This is a genomic window from Ruegeria sp. YKSF070 (genome assembly GCF_059612725.1).
The window spans coordinates 1-24,954 of sequence record NZ_JBXWRD010000059.1 but is presented as its reverse complement, the minus strand read 5'-3'; the positions used below and the strand labels follow the sequence as shown (position 1 = coordinate 24,954).

Here is a 24,954-nt window from a genome sequence, read left to right as displayed (position 1 = left end):
TGTTCTTTCCGCTGACCCTACCGGGGCTGTTTGCCGGGTCTTTGATGGTGTTCATCCTCTGCCTTGGCTTCTTTGTCACCCCGGCGGTGCTGGGCGGCGGCAAGGTGATCATGGTGTCCATGAAGATCGTGTCCAACATCGAGCTCTTCGTGAACTGGGGGGCGGCCAGCGCGCTGGGCGTGGTGCTGCTGGTCTCGACCATGGTGATCCTGTGGATCGCCTCGCGCTTTCTGAACCTTGAGAAGATGACCGGGGGAGGGCACTGATGCTGCGCTGGTTCCAAAGCCCCGCGACCGAGACCCAGATCACCCATGGCCAGCGCCTGTGGCTTTATGTGATCGCGGTAATCACCATGGTGCTGCTGGTGACGCCCACGCTGATCGTGGTGCCGATGTCGTTCTCCGACAGCCAGTATCTGGAGTTTCCACCCGAAACCTGGTCAACGCGCTGGTATGACCATTACTTCGGCTCGCCCGAATGGATGCTGGCAACGCGGACCTCGTTCAAGGCGGCGTTCCTGACGATGCTGGTGGCGACACCGATTGGCGTGCTGGCGGCTTATGGCCTGCATTGCTCGAAAATCCGGTTTGTCCGCGCGGCTTTCGTGCTGATGATCACGCCGATGATGGTGCCGGTGGTGCTGGTCGCGATTGGGGCCTTCTACGCCTATGTGCAGCTTCAGATCCTCTATACGATCACCGGGCTGGTGCTGGCGCATACGGTGCTGGCGCTGCCGCTGGTGGTGATCGTCACCGGTTCGGCGCTGAAAAGCTTCGACATGAGCCAGGAGGAGGCCGCCCGCAGCCTGGGCGCGCCACGCTGGAAGGCGTTTCTGACCGTGACCTTGCCGCAGATCCGCTTTGCCGTTGTGACCAGTGCGCTGTTGTCGTTTCTGACCTCGTTCGACGAGGTGGTGGTGGCAATGTTCGTCTCGGGCGGCGACAACCCGACCCTGACGCGCAACATGTTCAACGCGTTGCGCGACCAGATCGACCCGACCATTGCCTCGATCTCGACCATCATGATCCTGGTGACGACGGGGATGATGGTGCTGGCGCAGGTGTTTGGACAACAGAAGAAATCAACGAAACCAAGCGACTGATGCCCGGTTTCGGGCATTTCCCCCCTGATCGAAAGAGCTGCCATGATCGACCTGCAAACATTCGCTGACCTTGCCTCGGTGCCGCTGGGCGCCTTTGCCGACAAGCCCACCAGCCTGACCGCTGGTCAGACCGAGGCCTCGACCGTGTTGTGGACCTCGGCCGATGGCGGCACCATGATCGGGGTCTGGGAGTGTACGCCGGGCCGCTTTACCGCAGACCGCACCGGGGGCGGCGAATATTGTCATATCCTGTCCGGACGGGCGACTGTGACAAATGCCGATGGCAGTGGCAGCCGTGACATCGGGCCGGGCGACCTTCTGGTGCTTCCGCAGGGCTGGACCGGTCAATGGGAGATACATGACCACTTGCGCAAACTTTTTGTCATCAGCGCGGCACCTGCGACCTAGATGCTCGGCAAAAGGGGGCGGTGCCCGCCATGAGCGAATATGACTTCATCATCGTGGGGGCGGGATCGGCCGGCTGCGTGCTGGCCAACCGGCTGAGCGAGAACGGCCGGCACACGGTGTTGATGCTGGAGGCGGGGGGCAGCGATCTGAATTTCTGGATCTGGATGCCGATCGGCTATGGCAAGACCTTTTACCGGCCCAGCGTCAACTGGATGTACCATACCGAACCCGATGCAGCGCTGAACGGGCGGGTTAGCTATTGGCCGCGCGGCAAGGTGCTGGGCGGGTCAAGCTCGATCAACGCGATGGTCTATGTCCGGGGACAGGCGCAGGATTTCGACGAGTGGCAGGCGATGGGCAATCCGGGTTGGGGCTGGGCGGATGTGCTGCCCTATTTCCGGCGGTCCGAGACCAACGACCGGGGTGGCGACGCCTTTCGCGGCGACAATGGCCCGCTGCATGTGGCGACCATGGATCGCGACCTGCACCCGCTCTGCCGGGATTTCATCGCGGCGGGCGGAGAGCTTCAATTTCCGCACAACCGCGATTTCAACGGGGCCACGCAAGAGGGGGTGGGCACCTATCAGAATACCGCCAAGGGGGGCATGCGGATGTCGGCGGCGCGGGCCTATCTGCGCCCCGTTTTGCGGCGCGCGAACCTGCGTGTCGAGACGGGGGCGATGGCCGAACGGGTGCTGTTCGAGGGCAGGCAGGCGGTGGGTGTATCCTATCGCCGGAACGGGCAGGTAAAGACCGCGCGGGCCCGGCGCGAAGTGATCCTGTCGGGCGGCGCGATCAACTCGCCGCAATTGCTGCAACTCTCCGGCATCGGCCCCGCCCACCTGTTGCGGGGCAGGGGCATAGAGGTCGTGCATGCGCTGGACGGGGTGGGGCGGAACTTGCAGGATCATCTGTGCATCGACCATCTCTACCGCTCGCGCGTGCCGACGCTGAACACCCAACTGCACCCGTGGTATGGCAAGCTGTGGCACGGGCTGCGCTATGTGCTGACCCGGCGCGGGCCGCTGTCGCTGGGCGTCAACCAGGCGGGCGGGTTCGTACGCTCGCGCCCCGGTCTGGATCGCCCGAACATGCAGCTGTTCTTCTCCCCGGTCAGCTATACCAAGGCGCCGCCGGGCAAGCGGCCGCTGATGAACCCCGATCCGTTCCCCGGCTTCCTGCTCAGCGCCCAGCCGACCCGGCCCACCAGCCGGGGGCATCTGGAGATCCGCTCCTCGGACCCGAAAGAGCCACCGGCGATCCACCCCAATTACCTCTCCACCGACAACGACATGCAGGAGATGCTCGAAGGTACGCGGCTGTTGCGGCGGCTGGCCGAGGCCCCGGCGCTTGCCCGGCTGATCGAGGCCGAGATGCTGCCCGGTACGGACATTTGTTCCGATGAGGAACTGATCGCCGACATCCGGCAGCGGGCCGGAACCGTGTTCCACCCGGTCAGCACCTGCCGGATGGGGCCGGACGCGGCGCGGGATGTGGTGGATGCGCGCCTGCGGGTGCATGGCATCGGCGGGTTGCGGGTGGTCGATGCCTCGATCTTTCCCACACTGACCTCGGGCAATACCAACGCCCCGGCGATCATGGTGGGCGAAAAGGGTGCCGACATGATCCTTCAGGACTGCGGGGCAGGCGGGTAGGCTTCGCCTTCCGTTTAAAAAATGATAATTTGTTTGGCCTCAAATCGCCGATTTCTTATAGTTGCGCCATGCATCTGAAGCTGCGCCACCTCGAGGTTTTCCATGCCGTCATGGAAGAAGGGTCCGTCTCCAAAGCCGCCGACCGGCTTCACCTGACCCAGCCCGCCATCAGCATCGCGCTCTCGCGGCTCGAGGATATGCTGGGCTTTCCGCTGTTTCACCGATCCAAGGGACATTTCGCACCGCGCCCCGAGGCCTATCTGCTGCATATGGATGCGGAACTGTCGATCCTTGCGGTCGAGCAGTTTGCCAACCGGGCGCGCCTGATCAGGCAGGGTGGGGCGGGGCTGTTGCGGATCGGGGCGCTGGGCGCCTCGGCCTTTGGCCTCTTGCCGCAGCTGGTGGCCCGCTACACCGCCGAAAACCCAAAGGTCGAGATCGACCTGCGGGTGCGCAGTTCAACCCAGATCGCGTATCTGGTCAGCAACGGACAGTGTGACATAGGCCTGGTCGAGGCGCCGGTTGCCGCGCCGTCGCTGGAGGTGGAGCCGTTTTCCCTGCCCTGCGTCTGTATCTTTCCTGCAGGTTCGTCGCTGGCGGCCAAGGACTGTATCACTCCCGGCGACCTGGTGGATCAGCGCCTGATCGGCATTCAGGACAGCAACCAGGTCGACCGGCAGTTGCGCGCGGTCTGTGCCGAGGCCGGTTTCGAGATAGCCGCGCCTGTGCATGGGTTCTTCTTTGCGGTGGTCCGCCGGATGGTGGCCGAGGGCGCCGGGGTCGCGATTGTCGATGCGCTGAACGGCTGTCTGCACTTGCAAGATGGCGTTTGCTGGCGGCCTTTTGTACCCGAGATCACCTATGACACCGCCCTGATTGTCAAGGCGGGGGCAGAGCTTTCGGTACCCGCCAAGGCCTTTATCCAGCTGATCCGCGACGAGATGGCGGCACGGGCGGTATTGCCGGTCAGGGATACGGTATAAGCCGGGTAAATCGCTCGTTTCCAATTCGGAATTTCACCTGCCGGCCCATTGCGCCCAAACTGCCTTGTGAGACTTCGATGAGGCACTCCAGTGCAGGACCAGACAGTACCGAGATCGGCCATGGATGCGCTGCTGGCGCCGCTAAGCATCGCCCTTGTCGGGGTGTCCGACAGGCCCGATTCCTATGGCCATGCGTTGGATCGGATGCTGAGCGGCGGTGGGTTCTCCGGCCCCATCCTGCGGGTCAATCCTCGGCTTGCGGCACAGTCGGGCGGGCGGATCGCCGCCGCGCTGGCCGATCTCCCGGAAGTGCCAGAACATGTGGTCCTGTCGCTGGCAACCGAACGGGTAGAGGCCGCTGTTGACGCCGCTCTGGCCACGGGCACGCGGGCGTTGACCCTGTTTTCGGAATGTCCCGATCCAGAGATGCGCCGCCGCATCGGCGAGCGGGTCCGTGCGGCGGGCGCCGCGCTTTGCGGACCCAACAGCATGGGGTTTCACAACCTGACCCATGGTCTGCGGGTAACGCCCTTTCCGGTGCCGCTGGACCTGAAACCAGGCGGTATCGGGTTGATTGCGCAATCGGGCTCGATCCTGGGGGCGTTGATGAACAACGACCGGCGGCTGCGGTTTTCGCAGGCGGTCAGCACCGGCTCCGAGACGGTGACCACAGCCGCGGACTACCTGCGCTGGATGGTCGACCAGCCGGAAACCCGCGTGGTCGGCCTGTTCCTCGAAACCGTGCGCGACCCGGAGGGGTTTGTCGCCGCGATGGAGGAGGCGGCCGCCCGCGACATTGCGGTGGTGATCCTCAAGGTTGGGCGCTCGGCCCTGAGTGCGCGCATGGCGATCTCGCATACGGGCGCGCTGGTGGGCGACGATGCCCTGTTCCGCGCGCTGGTGCGGCGGCTGGGCGGGCATATGGCGGAAACGGTCGACGAGATGGCGGCGATGCTGGCGCTGTTTGCGCAAGGCAGGCGGGCCAGTGCTCCGGGTATTGCCTCGATCCACGATTCCGGCGGCGAGCGCGAACTGATGGCGGACTTGGCCGAGGATCATGGCCTGTCATACGCCTCGCTTGCGCCCGAGACCCGAGCCCGCATTCAGTCGGTGCTGGAGCCGGGGATTGCCGCCGACAATCCACTGGATGCGTGGGGGACGGGGCAGGGCGCGCAAGAGACCTATAACTGGTCCGTTGCCGCCATGATGGCCGATCCCGGCGTTGGCACCGGGCTTTACGTGCTCAACTGGCGCGGCAATTACTACCTGCACGAAATGCACGGTCGGGCGCTTGCCGATGCCTACCGGCAGACCGATAAGCCGCTTGCTGCCGTTTCGAACTTCTCGGGCAGCGATGACCGCGCCATCGCCGCGCATTTCGCCGATCTGGGTATTCCCCTGCTCAGCGGGATGCAGAACGCGATGGCGGCGGTGCGCGCGTTGCACGATCATGGCCCTGTCGCGCGGTTTCGTCCGCCCGCCATGCCGCACCCGCGTGCGGCGGCATGGCGCGCCAGGCTTGCCGGTCGCGACTGGATCGGCGAGGCCGAGGGATACGCGCTGTTCGCCGATTATGGCATCGCTTGCCCGCCGCATGTGCTGGCCGCGTCTCGGGATGAGGCGTTGCAGGCCGCCCAGCGGATCGGTGGCAGCGTCGTTCTGAAAACCACCCAAAGGGGCCTGTCACACAAGTCCGATCTGGCTGGGGTGCAGACAGGGCTGGCAACGCCCGACGCGGTCGCCGCCGCTTATGAGGATCTGGCGGAGCGGTTCGACGGGCCGGTGCTGGTGGCGCGGATGGTCGACCCCGGCATGGAGTGGTCGCTGGGGGCGGTCAACGATCCCAATTTCGGCCCAGCCGTGCGGATCGCACCGGGCGGTCTGTTCGTGGATCTCCTCGGAGAGGACGTTCTGCTGATGGCGCCGTTCACGCCCGATGAGGCCGCAACCGCCATTGCCGGTCTGCGCGCCGCAAGGCTGTTGTCGGGGTACCGGGGGCAACCGGTTCTGGCGGCCACCGCTCTGGGCGAGGCGGCTGCTGCCCTGTCGCGTATGGCCTGGGACTTGCGTGACACGCTTGACGAGATCGAGAGCAACCCGGTCATCGTCGGAACCCGGTCCGCAACCGCCGTCGATGCGGTCCTTCGCCTTCGGTCGTCGTGACGTTCGGCTCAAGGCCCCCGCTCTTCCCACCCGGCCGCGAAATGCGCCACTATCGGACCCGGGCGGCCAAGACTTTTAAGTAAAAGTCTTGGCAAAAGTCTGAAATCAGACTTTTGTTCCGCCAGGCCCGCGCGTCGGGTGACACAAGATCGGGAGAGAGTTCATGAAACTGCTGCGCCATGGGGCTCCGGGAGCCGAGAAGCCCGGACTTCTGGATGCCAAGGGCAATATTCGCGACCTGTCGGATCATGTCGACGATATCACCGGCGACGTGCTGGGCGATGCCGCGCTTGACCGGCTGCGGGCGCTTGATCCGGCCTCGCTGCCGCTCGTATCCGGCACCACCCGGCTGGGCTCCTGTGTCGGTGGCATTGGCAAGTTCCTCTGCATCGGCCTCAATTACCACGATCACGCGGCCGAGATCGGAGCCGATATCCCGGCCCATCCAATCCTGTTCCTCAAGGCCAATTCCGCCATTGTCGGCCCGAATGACGATGTGGTGATCCCGCGCGGCTCGACCAGCACCGACTGGGAGGTCGAGCTGGGTGTGGTGATCGGCAAGACCGCGAAATATGTCACCGAGGCCGAGGCGCTGGATCATGTGGCGGGCTATTGCATCGTCAACGATGTCAGCGAGCGCCAGTTCCAGACCGCGCTCAGCGGGCAATGGACCAAGGGCAAGTCCTGCGACACCTTCGGCCCCACCGGCCCCTGGCTGGTGACCCGGGACGAGGTGCCGGACCCGCAGGCGCTGGGCCTCTCGCTGGAGGTGAACGGCAAGCGGATGCAGACCGGCACCACCGGCACCATGATCTTTGGCGTGGCGCAGATCATCGCGCATCTGAGCCAGCTGTTCACCCTGCATCCGGGCGACGTGATCTCGACCGGCACGCCGCCCGGTGTCGGCATGGGGATGAAGCCCGCGCCGGTCTACCTCAAGCCGGGCGACGTGATGGAGCTGCGCATCGAGGGGCTGGGCCAGCAGCGCCAGACTGTGCGGGCCGACGTCTGAGCCGGGACCGGCTCAGGCTTTGCGTGAAAACGGGTCGGGCGGTGTGTTGAGCCGCAGATGCCGCATGAAGGCGCGGGCGGGCCTTGTCATTGGCCGGGTCTCGGACACAAGGAAATAGCTGCGATACTCCAGGTCCGAGGCAAATGGCACAAAGGCCAAATCTCCGGCGCGGTAATGGTAAATCGGAAAGGGGTTGATCACGGTCAGCCCCAAACCCTCTCTTGCCAGGTCGGCGGCGGCGAAAGAGGTCGACACCTCGGCCACGATGCGCGGCGTGGCGCGGGCCTGATGCAGCAGCCGTTCCAGTTGCCCGCGCCGTACATGGCGGCGGGTCAGAGCGATCATGTTCTGCCCGTGCAGATCGGCCGGCCCGACCCGATCACGCGTTGCCAGCGGGTGATCCGTTGGCATGGCACAGACCGCGCCCGACACCCGATAGGGCATGGTCTTGACCCCTGCGCGGCTTTGCTCGACCCCGCTGATGCCCAGGTCAAAGCGGTCGTCCAGAATGCCGCGTGTCACCTCGTCCGAGGTATTGACCTCGAAACTGACAAAAAACGCGGGGTTCATTTCGAGAAAGCTGCTGATCTGCGCCACAAGGAACCGGTGCGCATAAGAGGGCGGGGCGATCAGGCGCAGGGTTTCGCGCACCGGTTCGGTTTGCCCGTCGATCCGATCGAGGGCTTCGAACAGTGGGTCAAGGCGCAGGTTCAGCCGCACCGCGTCTTGTGTCGGACGCAGCCGGCCCGCCTCGCGTTCGAACAGCGGCGTGCCAAGCCTGTTTTCAAGGCTGGCGACCGAGCGGCTGACTGCCGATTGCGACAGGCCCAGCTGATGCGCGGCCCCGGTGGTGGTGCCGGTCTGCATCAGCGCGCGCAGGGCGAAGTACTCGGGTAGCGAATGCCATGTCTTGGGCTTGGCCATGGGGCGGTCTCATATTTAGACTAGCTCTATGAGGTTAGCTCATACATTTTTTACTCTGCCATGCAAATTTCTTCTCTTATCATCTGGTCAACCGCCAACGGGGGAGGCTCACCATGCCGGCAACGCATCCGGCGATCATCGACGGGCATAACGATGTCCTGCTCAAGCTGTATCGCGCGGGCGGGGTGGCGCAGGCGGGCACCTTCCTGACCGGGCGCGACGGCGCAATTGACCTGCCCAAGGCGCAGGCGGGCGGCTTTGGTGGCGGTTTCTTTGCCGTCTACGTGCCTTCGCCGATGGATCGCGAAGCCCGCGATGCCGAGATGACCAATGCCAGCTATGACCTGCCTCTGCCCGAACCGATCGACTGGGAGGACGCGCTGCCGGTGGTGCTGAGCCAGGCCGCGATTCTGTTCGAGCTGGAGCGTCAGGGCGCCTTGAGCGTCTGCCGCAGCGTGGCAGACATGCGCGCGGCGCTGGCGGCGGGCCGGATCGCAGCCATCTTTCACATCGAAGGGGCCGAGGGGATCGACCCCGATCTGCATATGCTGGACGTGCTGCACGCGGCCGGGCTGCGCTCGCTGGGGCCGGTCTGGAGCCGCAACACGATCTTTGGCCATGGCGTGCCGTTCCGCTTCCCCTCGGGGCCGGATATCGGGCCGGGACTGACCGATCACGGCATCCGGCTGGTGCGGCGATGCAATCAACTGGGTATCCTGATCGACCTGTCGCACATGAATGCGGCAGGGTTCTGGGATGTTGCACGCCATTCGGACAAACCGCTTGTGGCGACCCATTCCAATGCCCATGCGCTCTGTCCTATCTCGCGCAACCTGACAGATGATCAGCTGCGCGCGATTGCCGAAAGCGACGGGATGGTGGGACTGAATTTCGCAGTGGCCTTTCTGCGCGAAGACGGGCGCAAGCTGAGCGATGTACCGATCGAGACCATGTTGCGCCATCTCGATCACATGATGGGTATCCTGGGCGAGGACCGGGTGGGCCTCGGCTCGGATTACGACGGTGCCATCGTGCCCGATGCGCTGACCACGGTTGCCGATCTGCCGGTGCTGCGCCAGGCCATGGCTGATCACGGTTATGGCGCGGCGCTGATCGACAAGCTCTGCCGTGACAACTGGCTGCGCGTGCTGGAACGCTCCTGGGGCGCATGACCGCGGCAAGAATTGACCAAGACCAAGACAACAGGAGAGGAAAAGACAAAATGAATGCTTTGAACCGACTTCTATCGACCGCCGTGCTGGGCGCGGCCGTCGTGATGACCGCTCCGGTGCCGATGGCACAGGCCGAGACGCCGCCCAATATGCTGGTGATTGCGAACCGGATCGACGATATCACCACGCTGGATCCGGCCGAGAGCTTTGAATTCGCGGGCTCGGATGTCAGCCGCAATGTCTATATGAAACTGGTCAATTTCGATCCGATGAACCTGAAGGCGGGTTATCAGCCCGAGATCGCCGAAAGCTGGACGGTGAGCGAGGACAAGCGCTCGATCACCTTTACCATTCGCGAGGGACTGAAGTTCCATTCCGGCAACCCGGTGCGCGCCGAGGATGTGGAGTTTTCGTTGCAACGGGCGGTGATCCTGAACAAGACGCCCGCATTCATCCTGACCCAGTTCGGCTTTACCGCCGAAAACGTGGCCGAGACCATCAAGGCCGAAGGCAATACGGTCACCATCACCACCGACAAGCCCTATGCGACCTCGTTCGTACTGAACTGTCTGACCGCAACCATCGGCGGCATTGTCGACAAGGAAGTCGTCATGGCGAACGAGCAGGATGGCGACATGGGCAATACCTGGCTCAAGACCAACACCGCCGGGTCGGGCGCCTACAAGCTGGTCAGCTGGAAGCCGAATGAAAGCGTGACCATCCAGTCGAACCCCGATTATTACCGCGGTGCCCCGGCGATGGAGCGCGTGATCGTGCGCCACGTGCAGGAAAGCGCCAGCCAGCGTCTGCTGCTGGAGCGTGGCGATATCGACATCGCCCGCAACCTCAACCCCGAGGATATCGCGGGCGTTCGCGATGCCGACGGCGTCAAGGTCGAAGAAGAGCTGAAGGGGCGGCTGATGTATGTCTCGCTCAGCCAGAAACACCCCGAATTGTCCAAACCGCAGGTGCGCCAGGCCTTCAAGTACCTGATCGACTACGAAGGGATGAAGAACAGCTTCCTCAGCGGTCAGTACACGATCCACCAGAACTTCCTGCCGCAGACCTATCTGGGTGCCTCGGATGCCGCGCCGTTCACCTATGACGTGGAAAAGGCCAAGGCGCTCTTGGCCGAGGCGGGCATCCCCGAAGGCATGGAGATCGAGGTCGGCGTGCGCGAGGCGCAGGAACGCATCGAGATCGCCCAGTCGCTGCAGAACTCGCTGGGGCAGGTGGGGATCAAGATGAACATCACCATCGGTACGGCCAAGCAGATCCTCGGACGCTACCGCGCGCGGGAATTGGATGTCTATCTGGGTGCCTGGGGACCGGATTATCCCGATCCGCACACCAATGCGGGTACCTTCGCCTATAACCCTGACAATTCCGACGCGGCCCAGGCCACCGGCCTCTTGGCATGGCGCAACAGCTGGGACACCGGCGGGCTGACCGAAAAGACCGCCGCAGCGGTGATCGAGAACGATCGCGACATGCGCGCCAAGATGTATGACGAGATCCAGGCCGAGTTCCGCGAAACCTCGCCCTTTGTCGTCATGTTCCAGCAGATCGAGCAATCGGCGCAGCGCGACAACGTGATGAACTTCTCGACCGGGCAGGCCATCACCTCGGCGTCTTACTGGCAAGTCACCAAGTAAATGGCACTGACGGAAAACACTCGCGAGAGGCGCGTTCGCGCGTCTCTCGCCCCTTGGTTGAAGGGGGTCCTGGTGGCATTGGGGTCGGTCTCGATCACCATGCTGGGGCTACTCTTTGTCACCTTCGTTATCGGTCGGGTCATGCCGATCGACCCGGTGCTGGCGATCGTGGGCGAACGGGCCAGCCAATCCACCTATGACGCGGTCTACGAGCAGCTTGGCCTCGATAAACCGCTGTTGGTGCAGTTTCTCTATTACCTCTGGGACGTGCTGCATGGCGATTTCGGCATGTCGCTGCTGAATGCGCGTCCGGTTTCCGAGGATATCGCCCGCGTCTTTCCCGCCACGCTGGAACTGGCCACGCTGGGCACGCTGATCGGCGTGTTGCTGGGCGTGCCGCTGGGCGTCATCGCTGCCGTGCGCCGGGGCAGCTGGATTGACCAGATCGCTCGCGTTGTCGCGCTGGTGGGCTATTCGATGCCGATCTTCTGGCTGGGCCTGATGGGTCTGCTGGTGTTCTACGGCGTGCTGGGCTGGGTCGGCGGGCCGGGGCGGCTCGATATCTTTTACCAGGACATCGTGCCCTCGCGTACCGGCATGATCCTGATTGACAGTGCCATCGCCGGCGAATGGGGCGTGTTCCGCAACGCCTTTTCCCATATCATCCTGCCTGCGACGCTCCTGGGCTATTATTCGCTGGCCTATATCAGCCGGATGACGCGATCCTTCATGCTGGAGCAGTTGTCGGCCGAGTACATCACCACTGCCCGCGTCAAGGGCATGTCCGAGCGGCAGGTGATCTGGGGCCACGCGTTCCGCAACATCCGCGTACAGCTGATCACCGTGATTGCGCTGAGCTATGCCAACCTGCTCGAAGGGTCGGTGTTGACCGAGATCATCTTCAGCTGGCCGGGGATCGGGAGCTATATCACCACCGCGCTTCTCAGTGCTGACATGAACGCCGTTCTGGGCGGAACCGTCGTGGTGGGGCTGATCTTCATCTGTCTCAATCTCTTTTCCGACCTGCTCTACCGGGTCTTCGATCCGAGGGCGAAATGAGCGAAACACTCACCCTGCGGCAATGGCTCTTGACCGACGAGCCGACCTCGCGCCGCCATGCGCGGCTGGCCAGCCTTTACAAGGGCTGGCTGACCTTGCGCGGTAACACCATGGCGATGTTCGGGCTGGGCATCCTTGTGGCGCTGGTGCTGATGGCGCTGTTTGCGCCCTTTCTGGCACCGCATGATCCCTATGTGCAGAACCTGGGCAACCGGTTGCAGCCGCTGGGCAGCCCCGGCCACCCGTTCGGCACCGACAGCCTGGGCCGCGACATCCTGAGCCGCTTGATCTATGGCAGCCGCATCACCCTTTATATCGTGGCGCTGGTCGCCTTGATCGCGCCTGTGGCGGGGCTGTTGGTGGGCACCGTGGCGGGCTATGTCGGCGGCTGGGTCGATGTGATCCTGATGCGGGTCACCGATATCTTTCTGGCCTTTCCCCGGCTGGTTCTGGCGCTGGCCTTTGTGGCGGCGCTGGGCGCGGGGATCGAAAACGCGGTGCTGGCGATCTCGCTCACCGCCTGGCCGCCCTATGCGCGCATGGCGCGGGCCGAGACTCTGACCATCCGCGCCTCGGACTATATCAGCGCGGTGCGCCTGCAGGGGGCCAGCCCGGTGCGGATCATCACGCGGCATATCTGGCCGCTCTGCATCTCGTCGCTGATCGTGCGGGTGACGCTGGACATGGCGGGGATCATCCTTGCCGCCGCGGGCTTGGGCTTTCTCGGTCTGGGCGCGCAGCCACCCAGCCCGGAATGGGGCGCGATGATCTCCGAGGGGCGCCGCTTCATCCTCGATCACTGGTGGGTGGCCACCATGCCGGGGCTGGCGATCTTTACCGTCAGCCTGGCCTTCAACCTGCTGGGCGACGGGTTGCGCGATGTGCTCGACCCCAAGGAGGGCAGTCAATGAGCCTCTTGGACGTGGAAAACCTGTGGGTCAAGTTCCCCACCCGTCAGGGCGTGGTCGAGGCGGTGCGCGGCATATCCTTCTCGCTGGGGCGCGAGCGGCTGGGCATCGTGGGCGAAAGCGGTTCGGGCAAGTCGATGACCGGCCGCGCCATCCTGCGCCTGATCCGCCCGCCGGGGATCGTCGAGGCCGACCGGATCGCGCTGGAGGGGCAGAACCTGCTGGACCTGAGCGAAAAGGACATGCGCGCGGTGCGGGGCGAGCGGATCTCGATGGTGATGCAGGACCCCAAGTTCTCGCTGAACCCGGTGATGCGCGTGGGCGACCAGATCATGGAGGCCTATCTGCTGCATAACAAGGTGGGCAAGGCCGAGGCGCGCAAACGCTCGCTGGAGATGCTGGAGGCGGTGTCGATCCGCGACCCCGAACGGGTGATGCGGGCCTATCCGCACGAGGTCTCGGGCGGTATGGGACAGCGCATCATGATCGCGATGATGCTGATCCCCAACCCGCAGATCCTGATCGCGGACGAGCCGACCTCGGCACTCGATGTGTCTGTGCAGCGGCAGGTGCTGAACATCATGGACGACCTCGTGAAACAGCGCGGTATGGGGCTGATCTTCATCAGTCACGACCTGAACCTGGTGTCGGAATTTTGCGACCGGGTGCTGATCATGTATGCGGGCCGCATCGTCGAGGTCTGCGATGCCGACAAGCTGCATCAGGCGACCCATCCCTATACGCGGGGCCTGTTGAATTCGCTGCCGCGGCTGGATCAGCCGCGCGCCAAGCTGGAAGTGCTGAGTCGCGACCCCGTCTGGTCCGAAGCCCCCAGCGTCGGAGGCCGGGCATGAACATGATCGAGATCGAGGGGCTGAACGTCTGGTTCGGCCATGGCCCCGACCGGGTCGACGCGGTGCGCGGCGCCAGTTTCTCGGTGGCGCGCGGCGAGAGCTTTGGCCTGGTGGGGGAAAGTGGCTCGGGCAAGTCCACCATCCTGCGGGCGGTCACCGGGCTGGCGCCAGACTGGTCGGGCAGGGTCGATATCGACGGTCAGGCGCTGGCGGGCGGCAAGCGCGACCGCGCCTTTTTCCGCAAGGTGCAGATGGTGTTTCAGGACCCCTATGCCTCGCTGCATCCGCGCCATTCGGTGGATCAGGTCCTGTCGGAAACCCTGCATCTGCACGGTATCCCCGATATCGACGCCCGCGTGCGGCGTCTGTTGGACGATGTGGGGCTGGGCGGGCGGTTCCGCTTTCGCTATCCGCACCAGCTCTCGGGCGGTCAGCGGCAGCGGGTGGCGATTGCCCGCGCATTGGCGGGCGAGCCCGAGATCCTGCTCTTGGACGAGCCTACCTCGGCTCTGGATGTCTCGGTTCAGGCCGAGATCCTCAATCTGCTCACCGATCTGCGCGAGGAACACAACCTGACCTATCTGATGGTCAGCCATGATCTGGCGGTGATCGGTCACATGTGTGACCGGCTGGCGGTGATGAAGGATGGCGAGATTGTCGAGGTGATGGACGTGGAGGCCCTGCGCGCGATGCGGGCCGAGCATGCCTATACCCGAGACCTGCTGGCGGCCTCGGTCGCGCCGGGCGCGCAACCGGCCTGACATTCCAAGGCCGGTTCCACGCCCGTGCCAGCATTGGCATGCATTCGGTAATTTTTCGAAAAGGCAAAAATATAACAAGAACAAGGCAGGCAAAGTTGATGTTTTGCCTGAATGATGGCGCATTCTCTTTGGCGTGCGCCTCTGCCGTCCCCATGGCGGCGCGCTCATGGAGTGACTGCCTGAAAAACCGGCAGCGGGCAACCGCCGGATCCGCGAAACATTCTCCTGTTGTGAAAAATATTTGACAGAAAGTAAAATTTTCTGAACACTCTTGGCAGGCCCGGAAGCGCGCGATTGTTTCGAGAAGTCGTTGCAAATGATACCGGCCCAACAGGGAGAATGATGAAAATGAAGAAAATTACGACTGCGCTCGCCACCGGCGTTGTGGCACTCTCACCGCTGGCTGCGATGGCCGACAGCAGCGACCCGATCGTGATTCCGATCCACAACTGGTCCTCTCAAATCGTGATGTCGAACGTTGTGGGCCAGATCTTCGAAGAGATGGGCAACACCGTCGAATTTGTGACCACAGACAGCCAGGCGGTTTATGAATCGGTGCGCCTGGGCGATGTGACCCTTGAGCTGGAAGTGTGGGAAGGGGCCTTTGGTGCCTCGTTCCGCGCGGCGCTGGAAAAGGGCGGGATTGTCGATGTGGGCGACCATGATGCCGTCACCCGCGAGGATTGGTGGTACCCGATGTGGACCAAGGATGCCTGCCCGGGTCTGCCTGACTGGAAGGCGCTGAATGACTGCGCCGCGGTGTTCGCCACCGCCGAGACCGGCGACAAGGGCCGCTATCTTGACGGTCCGGTCGACTGGCTCAAGCATGGCAAGGAGCGGGTCGAGGCCCTCGGCATGAACTTCGAGGTGATCAACGCCGGATCCGCCGCAGCACTCTGGGCCGAGATCGGCGCCGCCGAGGCTGACAAGCGCCCGGTGGTGGTGTTCAACTGGACCCCGAACTTTGCCGAAGCGGTCTGGCCCGGCGAGTTCGTCGAGTTCCCCGAATGGGTGGATGGCTGCGACAAGGACCCTGCGGTCGGCCCCAACCCGGATGCGCTTTATGACTGTGGCAACCCCGCCAACGGTTACCTGAAGAAAGCCGCATGGGAGGGGATGGAAGCCAAATGGCCCGATGCCTACGCGGTTCTGACCCGTATCTCCTTCACCAATCCGCAGATCGCCGAGATGGCAAAACTGGTTGATATCGACGAGATGGAGCCCGACGAGGCCGCCGAGGCCTGGCTGGAAGCCAACGAGGATATCTGGCGCCCCTGGCTGGATGGCTGAGCCGTTCACCTGAGAACGACAGACCATCGCGCTTGTCCGGCACTTGCGGTCGGACAAGCCATTTCTCTTGAAAGGTGAGGTTCATGGGCAGTCCTGTCATTTCGGCCAGGAATGTGTGGAAGATATTCGGCAAGGATCCGGTTGGTTACCTGAAGACGCTGCAACCGGGCCGGTCGTTCGACGATATTCGCGCCGACGGCTATATCGCTGGGGTGCGGGATGTCTCGCTGGATGTGGCGCGGGGCGAGATGCTGGTGATCATGGGCCTTTCGGGCTCGGGCAAGTCGACGCTGGTGCGCTGTTTCTCGCGCCTGCACGAAATCACCGGCGGCAGTATCGAGGTTGATGGCCAGATCATCGGGGATCTGAGCGAGAAGGACCTGATCGAGCTGCGCCGCAACAAGATGGGCATGGTGTTCCAGTCCTTTGGCCTGTTGCCGCATCGCACGGTGCTGGACAATGTGGCCTTTCCGCTGGAAATGCGCGGGCAGGACCGGCACACACGGCGCAAGCGCGCGCTTGAGGTGATCGAACTGGTTGGCCTTGCCGGGCGCGAGGATTATTTCCCGCGCGAGCTGAGCGGCGGCCAGCAGCAGCGCGTCGGGATTGCCCGCAGCCTGGCGATCGAACCCGATATCTGGTTTCTGGACGAGCCGTTTTCGGCGCTGGACCCGCTGATCCGGCGCGAGATGCAGGACGAATTCCTGCGGCTTCAGGCGATGCTGGGCAAGACCATCGTCTTTATCACCCATGATTTCGACGAGGCGCTGCGCCTGGCCGACCGGATCGCCATCATGAAGGACGGCGCGGTCGAACAATGCGACACGCCCGATCAGATCGTGATGAACCCGACCACCGACTATGTCGCCAAGTTCACCGAAGAGATCGACAAGGCCCGTGTGGTGCATGCCGGTGTTCTGGCGCGCGCGGGTGTGGCGGGCGAGGGCCAGCCGGTCGAGGCCGGGGCCACCGTGCAGCAGCTGGCGCGCCTGTTGGTCAATGACAGCCGCGACCTGATCCCGGTTGCCGACAAGGGGCAGGTGATCGGTGCGCTCGACCGTCAGGGCGCGCTCGACATCCTGTTGAAGGCAAGCTGATGAGCGCAACCACGACCGAGACGACAGGGACAGCCCCGGCGCTGCCGCGCAAGACGCTGGGTCTGGCCATGATCGGGGTGGCGGTGGCAATGACGCTGCTGCACTATGCCGGGCTGTTGCCCGCATGGCTGCACCGTCTGCCTGAGGCGATCATTCCGCCCTTTGCAAACTGGCTTGACGCCATTTTCAACTTCGTCAAGGACGATCTGGGCCTGCTGGCGTTGACCCGTCTGCTGACCGACGGGCTCGAGGTGGTGCTGGACGCCACCGCCAACCTGCTGTTCGGCAAGCGGCGTTGGCCCAATATCGGCCCCATCCCCTGGAGCGCGATTGCCGCCATGGCGGCGGTGGTTGGCTATTACCTGGGCGGCTGGCGCATGGCGCTGCTGGCGGGGGGCACCTTTGTCTGGACCGCGATGATCGGGCAATGGGACATCGCCATGCAGACCATGTCGGTGCTGGTCGTTGCCGCGCCGCTGGCCTTTGCCATCGGGCTGGTGCTGGGCATCTCGGCCTGGAAATCCCCCAGCTTTGACGCGGTGCTGCGCCCGGTGCTGGCGGTGTTGCAGACGCTGCCGTTTTTCACCTACCTCTTGCCGGCGGTGATCTTCTTCAAGGTGGGGCCAACGGCGGGGGCGGTGGCGACCACCGTCTATGCGATCCCGCCGATGATCCTGATGACCACGCTGGGCCTGCAAAAGGTCAGCCCCGAAGTGGTCGAGGCCGGCAAGATGAGCGGCTGCACGCGCTGGCAGATGCTGCGCCATGTCTATATCCCCGCCGCCCGGACCGAGATCCTGGTAGGCGTCAACCAGGTCATCATGCTGTGCCTGGCGATGGTGGTTCTGACCGCCTTTATCGGCATGCCGGGGCTGGGGGCCAAGCTGCTGGCGATGATGGGCAGTTTCAAGATCGGCCGCTCGTTCGAAATCGGGGTGACCATCGTGTTGCTGGCGGTGACGCTGGACCGCATGTCCAAGGCCTGGGTGGTTAAGCTGCCCGAACATTTCGAGCGCGGAACGCCCCTCTGGATCCGGCACAAGTTCCTGTTGATGGCGATCGGCGCCTTTGTCGGCTTTACTCTGATTGCACAATTCGTGCCGATCCTGTCCGAGGTCGGACGTAAGCAATCCTGGTCGCAGGGCAAGGAAATCGACACGCTGATCAAGAGCTTTCTGGCCATTGACCTGGTGCAGTCGATCACCAATTCGATCCGCTATGTGCTGAATATCTGGGTGCTGAACCCGCTGCGCGATTTCATGCTGAGCATTCCGACCGTGGCCTTTGTTCTGTTGATCTCGGCAGCGGCGCTGCTGGTGGCGGGGCGGCGCGAGGCAGTGCTGGCGGCGGCCTTCTTCGGCCTTGTCGCGCTGACCGGTTGGTGGGACCGCTCGGTGATCACGCTTTACTCGGTGCTGGCGGCCGTCAGTATCGCGCTGCTTTTGGGCGTGCCCATCGGCGTTGTCGCGGCGCGCAAGGAAAAGACGGCCAAGGCCGTGCTGCTGGCCTGTGATACGGCGCAGACCTTTCCCAGCTTCATCTACCTGATCCCGGCGATCATGCTGTTCGGCATCACCGCGACCTCGGTCGTGATGTCGATCCTGATCTTCTCGATGGTGCCCTTGGTGCGCTACACGATCGAGGGGCTGCGCAATGTGCCCGACGAGATGACCGAGGCCGCCGACATGTCGGGCGCCACCCGGATGCAGAAACTGTGGAATGTGCAGCTGCCGCTGGCGCTGCCGACCATGGCGGTGGGGTTCAATCAGGCGATCATGTTCGCGTTCTTCATGGTGATCATTGCCGCTTTCATCGGCACCCAGGACCTGGGGCAGGAACTGCAACGCACCCTGGCGGGGACCGATCTGGGCAAGAACTTTGTCCTGGGCATCTGCGTGACGCTGATGGCGCTGACCTTTGACATGGTCATCATGAAATGGGCCGATGACAAGAAGGCGCGGCTGGGTCTGAACTGATCGGGCCGAAGCCTTGAGCGTGGTCCCGCGGCAAGACGGGGAGAACAGAATCGAACCTGCCGCGGGAGTGTCGCCGGTACGGATGCGCCGAACGGGCGAGTGTGGCAACCTCTGCGGGCAAACAGAGGCGCCGGAATGTCCGGGGCGGTTTTCGAGCCCGCCCCGAACATGTCAGTTGCGCAGATACGCCTCCATGCTGTCGTCCAGCGCGTCTTTCCACGGGGTGTGATGGACCGGGGCCAGCGTGCCGGTGATCACCGAGGTATAGCTGTTGTTGCGGAAGGCCATGATGTCCTCGGCCTTGTGTTTCTTCCATTGGAAGAAGGCCTCGCAAGCGCCGTCGATGTCAAAGCTGGGATAGTCGGTTTCGGCCACCAGTTCCTTGACGTAATCGGCCTGATAGCGGATCGCGTATTTCACGTCGTCGCTGGCCTCTTCGCGGGTTTCCCGCTCAGTCACGTCTGCCAGCATCTGTTCCTTGGTGACATTGGACAGGTCGATCTTGTCCATGATCGCGTCGCGCACCCACCAGGCCTGGGCATCGAACATGTTGAAGGTGAACCACTGGTCCTGCATGCCCAGATAGAACATCTTGGGGTTATGGACATAGACCACGCCCTTGTAGAGATCGGCGGTGGCCAAACGGTTGGCGGTCTTCAGGCGCAGATCGTCGGGCAGGAAATTGAAGAAATGCTTGTAGCCGGTGCACAGGATGATCGCGTCCACCTCGCGCGAAGTGCCGTCCGAGAAGAACACGGTGTTCTTGTCGACCTTGACCAGCGCGGGCTTTTCTTCCCAGTTGTCAGGCCATTTGAAGCCCATGGGCGCCGAGCGATAGCATGAGGTGATCGACTTGGCGCCGTATTTCCAGCACTGCGAGCCGATATCCTCGGCCGAGTAGGAAGAGCCGACGACCAGAATGTCCTTGCCCGCGAATTCGCGCGCGTCGCGGAAGTCATGGGCATGCACCAGCCGGCCGTTGAAGGTCTCGAATCCCTCGTAATGGGGTACGTTCGGGGTCGAGAAATGGCCCGAGGCACAGATCACATGATCGAATTCCTCGGAATAGACGCGGTCCTCATTGTGGTCATGCACGGTGACCTTGAACAGGCCGGTCTCGTCATTGTAGTCGATCCAGCGCACGGCGGTGTTGAACCGGATCCAGTCGCGCACATTGGCCTTCAGCACCCGGCCCTCGATATAATCGAACAGCACCGCGCGCGGCGGGTAGGATGCGATCTGCTTGCCGAAATGCTCTTCGAACGAATAGTCGGCGAATTCCAGACCTTCCTTGGGGCCGTTCGACCACAGGTAGCGATACATCGAGCAATGGACCGGCTCGCCGTTTTCATCCAGCCCGGTGCGCCAAGTATAGTTCCACAGCCCACCCCAGTTGTCCTGTTTCTCGAAACAGACGATCTCGGGGATCTCCTCGCCCTTGGCGGCGGCGGATTGAAAGGCGCGCAATTGCGCCAGGCCGGATGGTCCCGCGCCGATGATCGCCACTCGTTTGCTGGTCATGTCGGTCTCCCTGTTTGGTCGGATCAATTGGTTCTTTTTGGTCTGAACCAGATGTTGCTTTTCGCGGACCAGTCTGTCAACGATTTTTCACCGCAGAGATAAAATTTCCCCACTGATAAAGGTGAACTCCTTTTGACATTGTTCGGCGGAGTGGTAGAAATTGGTATGCTCTCTTCCAGTTTCGCACATCGTATGGCGGTCACCTCTCTCTTCCCGCAGGACCGGGTTGGGATGAGCGAGCCGATCAAGATCGGGTTTCTGGCCCCCTTGACCGGGCCGGTTAGCTCCTGGGGGCTGCCGGGCCTGCATGGTTGCCGTTTGTGGGAGGATTGGTTGAACCGGGCAGGGGGCATTCTGGTGGGTGGGCGCCGCTATCCGGTCAGCATCGTGCCCTTCGACTGCGGCTATGATCCCGAGCGCGCGATGGAGGGCGCGCGCCATCTGGTGCATACCGAGCAGGTGAAGCTGCTGATGATGCTGGGGGGTGATACCTTTACCCCGCTGCGCGGCTTTCTGACCGCCAACAAGGTGCTGACCTCGACCCTGTTGCCCAGTGACCTGTCCCCCGATACCCGCTATCTGATCGCGCCCTCCGAGGTGCACCCGATCTATAACGTGACCGGGGTCGACTGGCTGGCGCGCAACCGGCCCGAGCTGCGCCGGGTGGCCATGTGCAGCCAGAAGGACGCGCTGGGCCTGCCCTCGATCGCCACCTATCGCGCCGCCTTCGAGGCCGCAGGCGTGCCGGTGGTGAAAGAGGTGCAATATGACCCCGAGATGACCGATGTCGCCACCATCGTGCAGCCGATGCTGGATGCCCAGCCCGATGTGCTGTGCTGGTGCACCAGTTACACGCCAATGGTGCACGCGATGACGGAATATGCCCATGCCAAGGGGTTTTCCGGGCAAATCCTGTCCTGCACGCTGGACAATTACCAGAGGCTGGTGGCGCGCACCTCGACCGAGTTCATGGAAGGCGCGCTGTTCCAGTTTCCCGATTTCGACGACCCGAAACTGGCGCGCAAGGCGTTCTTCTTCAACCGGCCCAGCACCTTCTTCAAGGAATACAACGCCCGCTATCCCGGCAACTGGAGCGCGGTGAGCTGGGAGTATGTCGCCATCCTGGATATCTGGCACGCCGCGGTCGAAAAGGTCGCCTCGGTCCACCCGGTCTCGGTGCTGGCGACGATGAAACAGATGGATCCGGTCACCCATGCCTTTGGTCCCGCGCGCTGGTGGGGCGAAAGCATCTTTGGCATCGACCACGCGCTGGTGGGCGACTGGCCGGTGGTCCGCATACAGGAGGGCCGCGCGCGCATCGTCGAATTCGGCTCGATCCCGACCTGGCTCGACAAGCACGAGGACATGTTGCGCCGCCATATGCAGGCGGCGGGCCAGATGTGGCAGCAAAGGCTGGAAACCGGCGAGGCGCAGACCGGCCTGACCACCCGCGATCTGGTGGACTAGGCTCAGGATGAATGGGTCCTGAGCCTAAGGCGCCAGCGGCGCGCTCAGCCCTCGTGCAGGAACAGCTTCTGTTCTTCGACCAGATGCAGCTTGGTGATTTCGACCGCCGCCTCGACATCGCGGGTGGCGATGGCGTTGAACAACGAGTTGAAGCGGGTCTGGTAATTCTGGATGCGGTCCGGGGTCAGATGCTTGCGCATCAGCGCGGTGCGAAAGCTCTGGCGGCAAACCTCGATGGTCAGCTCATAGCAGGATTCCAGCAGCGGATTGCGGGTCGAGCGCGCGATCCGGCGATAGAAATCCTCTTCGCAGCGGGTGAATTCGGCCTGATCGGCGCGCACGGATTCGATGCGGGCGACGGTCTGCGCCAACTCGTCCAGCTCCTTGGGTGTCATGTTCATCACCGCCAGCCGGATCATCTCGGGCTCGATGATCGAGCGCACGATCAGGTGGTCCAGCGGGCTGGTGCGTTCGCCGACCGAACCCGGGGCGGGGGTGTCCTTGCTGTCCAGCTGATAGGTCACGAAACTGCCGCTGCCCTGGCGGCGGCGGATCATGTCGCGGTTTTCCAGTACATCCAGCGCCTCGCGCACCGTATTGCGCGACACGCCCAGCTCGGCGGCCAGCGCCCGTTCGCTAGGCAGGCGCGAATCCGGCGGATACTCGCCCGAGCTGATGCGCGCGAACAGCGTATCCGCCACGATGCGGACGGTTTCGCCGATGGATTGGCCGATCGGCATCTCTGCCTTTAGTGTCTGGTTCATATGGCCCTCGTTGCGGCGCGCGTGCTGCTCTTTGCCTGCCCCATGTTAGGGCATTCGCCCGGCCAACCACAAGCGCGGCGGCGCAAAGCAAAAGGCCCCGGCAACCGCCGGGGCCTTGATGGCGCGTCAAAGATCAGGCGCGCGGGATGCTGTCGGCATGGGTATGCACATCCGGCTCCAGGTCCCAGATCTTCTTGTCCAGCCCGTCGATCTGGTCATGCTCGTCCACCCGCAGGCCAACGGTCTTGTCCAGGATCACCGACAGGATCAGCGCGGTGACAACCCCGGCGCCGATGCAGACCGCGATGCCCACCAACTGCATCCCCAGCGAGATCTGGCCATGCTGGAAGGCATAGGCGCCCTCTTCAAAGCCCAGGTAACCGCCGCGCGGCGTGCCCGCCTTGAACACGCCCAGCACGATCATGCCAAAGGTGCCGCAGCCCAGGAACAACGGGAAGAGCTTGTGCTCGTCGATGCCGCGCTTGAGCGTGAACTCGTAGACCGCATAGGCGATGAAGGGTGCGGCCAGACCGATCAGGAAGGCCTGCCATGGCAGGTAGACGTCAAAGCCCGATGCGCCCGCGACGTAACCGGCAAGCGGCCCCAGCAGCGTATAGGCATAATTGCCCGAGCGATAGGCCAGGATCAGCCCGGTTACCGCGCCGCCGGCCCAGACCAGCGCATAGTTGTTCAGCGCGATACCGACGCTGGTATCGGCCATGGTCACACTTACGGCCAGTGCTTCGGGATCAAAGAAGAACAGGCAGGACATGATCACCATCGGCAGGCCGGCAAAGATCAGCAGCAGACCCGGTGCGCACAGCCCGATGCTGGGCGCCAGATAGGCCGAGACGCGGGCATGCGGCTCCATCATGCCGGGGCGCGCGCCCAGCTTCGGGGTAAAGATCAGCGCCATGCCGGCCGGGAACAGATAGACGAAGCCGACGCCAAAGAAGTCGTGGAACCCCGCATTGGTCAGCGGTCCGACCGACCCCCAGGTGGCCCAGCTCAGCACCGAGGACACCACTGCGGCAACCACGCAGGTGATGTAATAGGCCGAGGCCTTCATCCGTTCCGAGACCGAGAAATGCAGCAGGATGTTGATGATCCCGGCAAAGACGGCGAGGAAGAAGACGAAGATCTGGAACGTGTTCAGCCCCGGAAACAGCGCCGGGTCCACGTGATGGGCCAGCGAGTTGGTCATGCCGCCACCCAGCCACCAGTCCTTGATCGAATCCGTCATGGTGGCATCGACCATGATGTAATACTGCGCCGCCCAGATGCCGAAGCCGATCACGTAATAGGTGGCAAAGCCCAGGAAGAAGCCCAGCGTCTTCTCGATGGTCGAGTTGAACAGGTTCTTGCGCCGGGCGGTGCCCGCGTCGATCAGCAGCAGACCGACCACGACCAGAATGGCCCCGACCGTGCCCGAGGCATAGAGCAGGTTCTGCACCAGTGAATTCAGAGTGACCTGTTCTGCATGTATTGCGCTTATGTCCAGTGACATCTTGTTTTCCCTCTTGGTTCTCAGTTGGCTCCGGCCTTGCTTTACCGGGTGTGGCTGGCGTTTCAGGGGACCAATCGGGCGACCAGTGCCAGCGTCTTGTGGGCCAATTCAGACCAGAACTGCGATCTGAGCGGCGGTGCGGCGATGATGGATCAAAATTGGCACTTTTCAAACATCTTTTTTACCCAAGGGAAAGATTTTTGCCCCTTTGTATCTTGTTGGGATTGCTGAGTTGCCTGCAAAGAAACCAAAAAGAACCAATTGTGCGAAAAAACAGACGGTTCCGGTTCTGAGTTGGGCGCGAACCCTTGCCACAGCGCTGTCAGAGCGGGTGAACCGATGCAGAAAGGGGCCAATTTCATATTGACTGTCAGGAAAATAAATTGAGTATAGAGAATATTGCATGCGGTGGTATGTCGTGTGCCGCAGGAGGTTTTGACAGATGTCGCTGGATGATGCGGGCGTATGGAAGAGTGGACGTGGTCGTGGGCGTCGATTGCCGAAGGGTCGTGTTTATAGTGATGAGGCGTTGGCGGATGTTCGTGCTTTGCTGGGGGATCGTCCGCGGCGGCGGGATTTGCTGATCGAGTTTCTGCATCTCATTCAGGACGCTTACGGGCATTTGTCGGCGGATCATCTTGCGGCTTTGGCGTTCGAGATGAAGCTGGGGCAGGCG

The 24,954-nt window shown here is 63.0% G+C and carries 22 protein-coding genes and 1 pseudogene; 18 read left to right on the top strand and 5 right to left on the bottom strand.

Annotated elements, in window-relative coordinates; all coding sequences use genetic code 11:
* The 7 genes and pseudogenes from AC2FL1_RS20555 to AC2FL1_RS20525 all read left to right on the top strand — a co-directional run.
* Positions 1-266, top strand: a pseudogene (locus tag AC2FL1_RS20555) (ABC transporter permease); the annotation flags it as partial.
* The gene (locus AC2FL1_RS20550; protein WP_496878153.1) at positions 266-1,102 is read left to right on the top strand and encodes an ABC transporter permease; all 837 of its coding nucleotides are present in this window, start codon (positions 266-268) and stop codon (positions 1,100-1,102) included. The pseudogene AC2FL1_RS20555 and the gene AC2FL1_RS20550, both read left to right, overlap by 1 nt.
* A 42-nt stretch (positions 1,103-1,144) precedes the next feature.
* Positions 1,145-1,510 (top strand): cupin domain-containing protein, encoded by a 366-nt coding sequence (locus AC2FL1_RS20545; protein WP_496827780.1) that lies wholly within the window; start codon positions 1,145-1,147, stop codon positions 1,508-1,510.
* 29 nt (positions 1,511-1,539) lie between these two features.
* Positions 1,540-3,165 (top strand): GMC family oxidoreductase, encoded by a 1,626-nt coding sequence (locus AC2FL1_RS20540; RefSeq protein WP_496878152.1) that lies wholly within the window; start codon positions 1,540-1,542, stop codon positions 3,163-3,165.
* 68 nt (positions 3,166-3,233) lie between these two features.
* Complete coding sequence (locus AC2FL1_RS20535) at positions 3,234-4,148, top strand: LysR family transcriptional regulator (protein ID WP_496827784.1); 915 nt, start codon at positions 3,234-3,236, stop codon at positions 4,146-4,148.
* A 90-nt stretch (positions 4,149-4,238) separates the two neighbouring features.
* Positions 4,239-6,311, top strand: a complete 2,073-nt coding sequence (locus tag AC2FL1_RS20530) for an acetate--CoA ligase family protein (RefSeq protein ID WP_496878151.1) — start codon at positions 4,239-4,241, stop codon at positions 6,309-6,311.
* 163 nt (positions 6,312-6,474) lie between these two features.
* A complete protein-coding gene (locus AC2FL1_RS20525; protein WP_496878150.1) occupies positions 6,475-7,323 on the top strand; it encodes a fumarylacetoacetate hydrolase family protein in 849 nt (282 codons plus the stop codon).
* A 12-nt stretch (positions 7,324-7,335) separates the two neighbouring features.
* Here the strand turns inward: AC2FL1_RS20525 and AC2FL1_RS20520 are convergent, their stop codons facing one another.
* The gene (locus AC2FL1_RS20520; RefSeq protein ID WP_496878149.1) at positions 7,336-8,247 is read right to left on the bottom strand and encodes a LysR substrate-binding domain-containing protein; all 912 of its coding nucleotides are present in this window, start codon (positions 8,245-8,247) and stop codon (positions 7,336-7,338) included.
* A gap of 113 nt (positions 8,248-8,360) precedes the next feature.
* Here AC2FL1_RS20520 and AC2FL1_RS20515 point away from each other — a divergent pair, with 113 nt between their 5' ends.
* The 9 genes from AC2FL1_RS20515 (at position 8,361) to AC2FL1_RS20475 (ending at position 19,019) form a co-directional block, all read left to right on the top strand.
* Positions 8,361-9,419: a dipeptidase gene (locus AC2FL1_RS20515; RefSeq protein ID WP_496878148.1), complete on the top strand. Its 1,059-nt coding sequence runs from the start codon at positions 8,361-8,363 to the stop codon at positions 9,417-9,419.
* Between the two features lie 50 nt (positions 9,420-9,469).
* Positions 9,470-11,074 carry an ABC transporter substrate-binding protein gene (locus tag AC2FL1_RS20510; protein ID WP_496878147.1) on the top strand — a complete coding sequence of 535 codons (1,605 nt, stop codon included), beginning with the start codon at positions 9,470-9,472 and terminating at the stop codon, positions 11,072-11,074.
* Positions 11,075-12,133 (top strand): ABC transporter permease, encoded by a 1,059-nt coding sequence (locus AC2FL1_RS20505; protein WP_496854959.1) that lies wholly within the window; start codon positions 11,075-11,077, stop codon positions 12,131-12,133.
* Entirely contained in the window at positions 12,130-13,044 is a 915-nt protein-coding gene (nikC, locus tag AC2FL1_RS20500) for a nickel transporter permease (RefSeq protein WP_496878146.1), read from the top strand. The genes AC2FL1_RS20505 and nikC overlap by 4 nt, the downstream gene beginning before the upstream one ends.
* On the top strand, positions 13,041-13,895 hold the full coding sequence (locus AC2FL1_RS20495; RefSeq protein ID WP_496878145.1) for an ABC transporter ATP-binding protein: 855 nt from the start codon (positions 13,041-13,043) through the stop codon (positions 13,893-13,895). Before nikC ends, AC2FL1_RS20495 begins: the two co-directional genes overlap by 4 nt.
* A complete protein-coding gene (locus AC2FL1_RS20490; RefSeq protein WP_496878144.1) occupies positions 13,892-14,656 on the top strand; it encodes an ABC transporter ATP-binding protein in 765 nt (254 codons plus the stop codon). Before AC2FL1_RS20495 ends, AC2FL1_RS20490 begins: the two co-directional genes overlap by 4 nt.
* A gap of 348 nt (positions 14,657-15,004) precedes the next feature.
* Positions 15,005-15,946, top strand: a complete 942-nt coding sequence (locus AC2FL1_RS20485) for an ABC transporter substrate-binding protein (protein WP_496878143.1) — start codon at positions 15,005-15,007, stop codon at positions 15,944-15,946.
* 83 nt (positions 15,947-16,029) lie between these two features.
* Positions 16,030-17,043, top strand: a complete 1,014-nt coding sequence (locus AC2FL1_RS20480; protein ID WP_496827794.1) for a quaternary amine ABC transporter ATP-binding protein — start codon at positions 16,030-16,032, stop codon at positions 17,041-17,043.
* Positions 17,043-19,019 (top strand): ABC transporter permease, encoded by a 1,977-nt coding sequence (locus AC2FL1_RS20475; protein WP_496878142.1) that lies wholly within the window; start codon positions 17,043-17,045, stop codon positions 19,017-19,019. Before AC2FL1_RS20480 ends, AC2FL1_RS20475 begins: the two co-directional genes overlap by 1 nt.
* Before the next feature lie 171 nt (positions 19,020-19,190).
* Here the strand turns inward: AC2FL1_RS20475 and AC2FL1_RS20470 are convergent, their stop codons facing one another.
* The gene (locus AC2FL1_RS20470; RefSeq protein WP_496878141.1) at positions 19,191-20,540 is read right to left on the bottom strand and encodes a trimethylamine monooxygenase; all 1,350 of its coding nucleotides are present in this window, start codon (positions 20,538-20,540) and stop codon (positions 19,191-19,193) included.
* Positions 20,541-20,705: 165 nt separating this feature from the next.
* On the opposite strand from AC2FL1_RS20470, the gene AC2FL1_RS20465 reads away from it, so the two are divergent.
* Positions 20,706-22,007, top strand: coding sequence for an ABC transporter substrate-binding protein (locus AC2FL1_RS20465; RefSeq protein WP_496878154.1), 1,302 nt, complete (start codon positions 20,706-20,708; stop codon positions 22,005-22,007).
* 44 nt (positions 22,008-22,051) lie between these two features.
* Here AC2FL1_RS20465 and AC2FL1_RS20460 read toward each other — a convergent pair whose 3' ends face one another.
* From AC2FL1_RS20460 to AC2FL1_RS20450, 3 genes are all read right to left on the bottom strand, one after another.
* Positions 22,052-22,771, bottom strand: coding sequence for a FadR/GntR family transcriptional regulator (locus AC2FL1_RS20460; protein WP_234138067.1), 720 nt, complete (start codon positions 22,769-22,771; stop codon positions 22,052-22,054).
* A 133-nt stretch (positions 22,772-22,904) separates the two neighbouring features.
* On the bottom strand, positions 22,905-24,278 hold the full coding sequence (locus tag AC2FL1_RS20455; RefSeq protein ID WP_234138070.1) for an ammonium transporter family protein: 1,374 nt from the start codon (positions 24,276-24,278) through the stop codon (positions 22,905-22,907).
* A gap of 168 nt (positions 24,279-24,446) precedes the next feature.
* The gene (locus AC2FL1_RS20450) at positions 24,447-24,683 is read right to left on the bottom strand and encodes a hypothetical protein (RefSeq protein WP_496878140.1); all 237 of its coding nucleotides are present in this window, start codon (positions 24,681-24,683) and stop codon (positions 24,447-24,449) included.
* A 37-nt stretch (positions 24,684-24,720) separates the two neighbouring features.
* On the opposite strand from AC2FL1_RS20450, the gene AC2FL1_RS20445 reads away from it, so the two are divergent.
* Positions 24,721-24,954 (top strand): NADH-quinone oxidoreductase subunit NuoE family protein (locus tag AC2FL1_RS20445; RefSeq protein ID WP_496878139.1); only part of this gene is annotated, 234 nt, incomplete at its 3' end.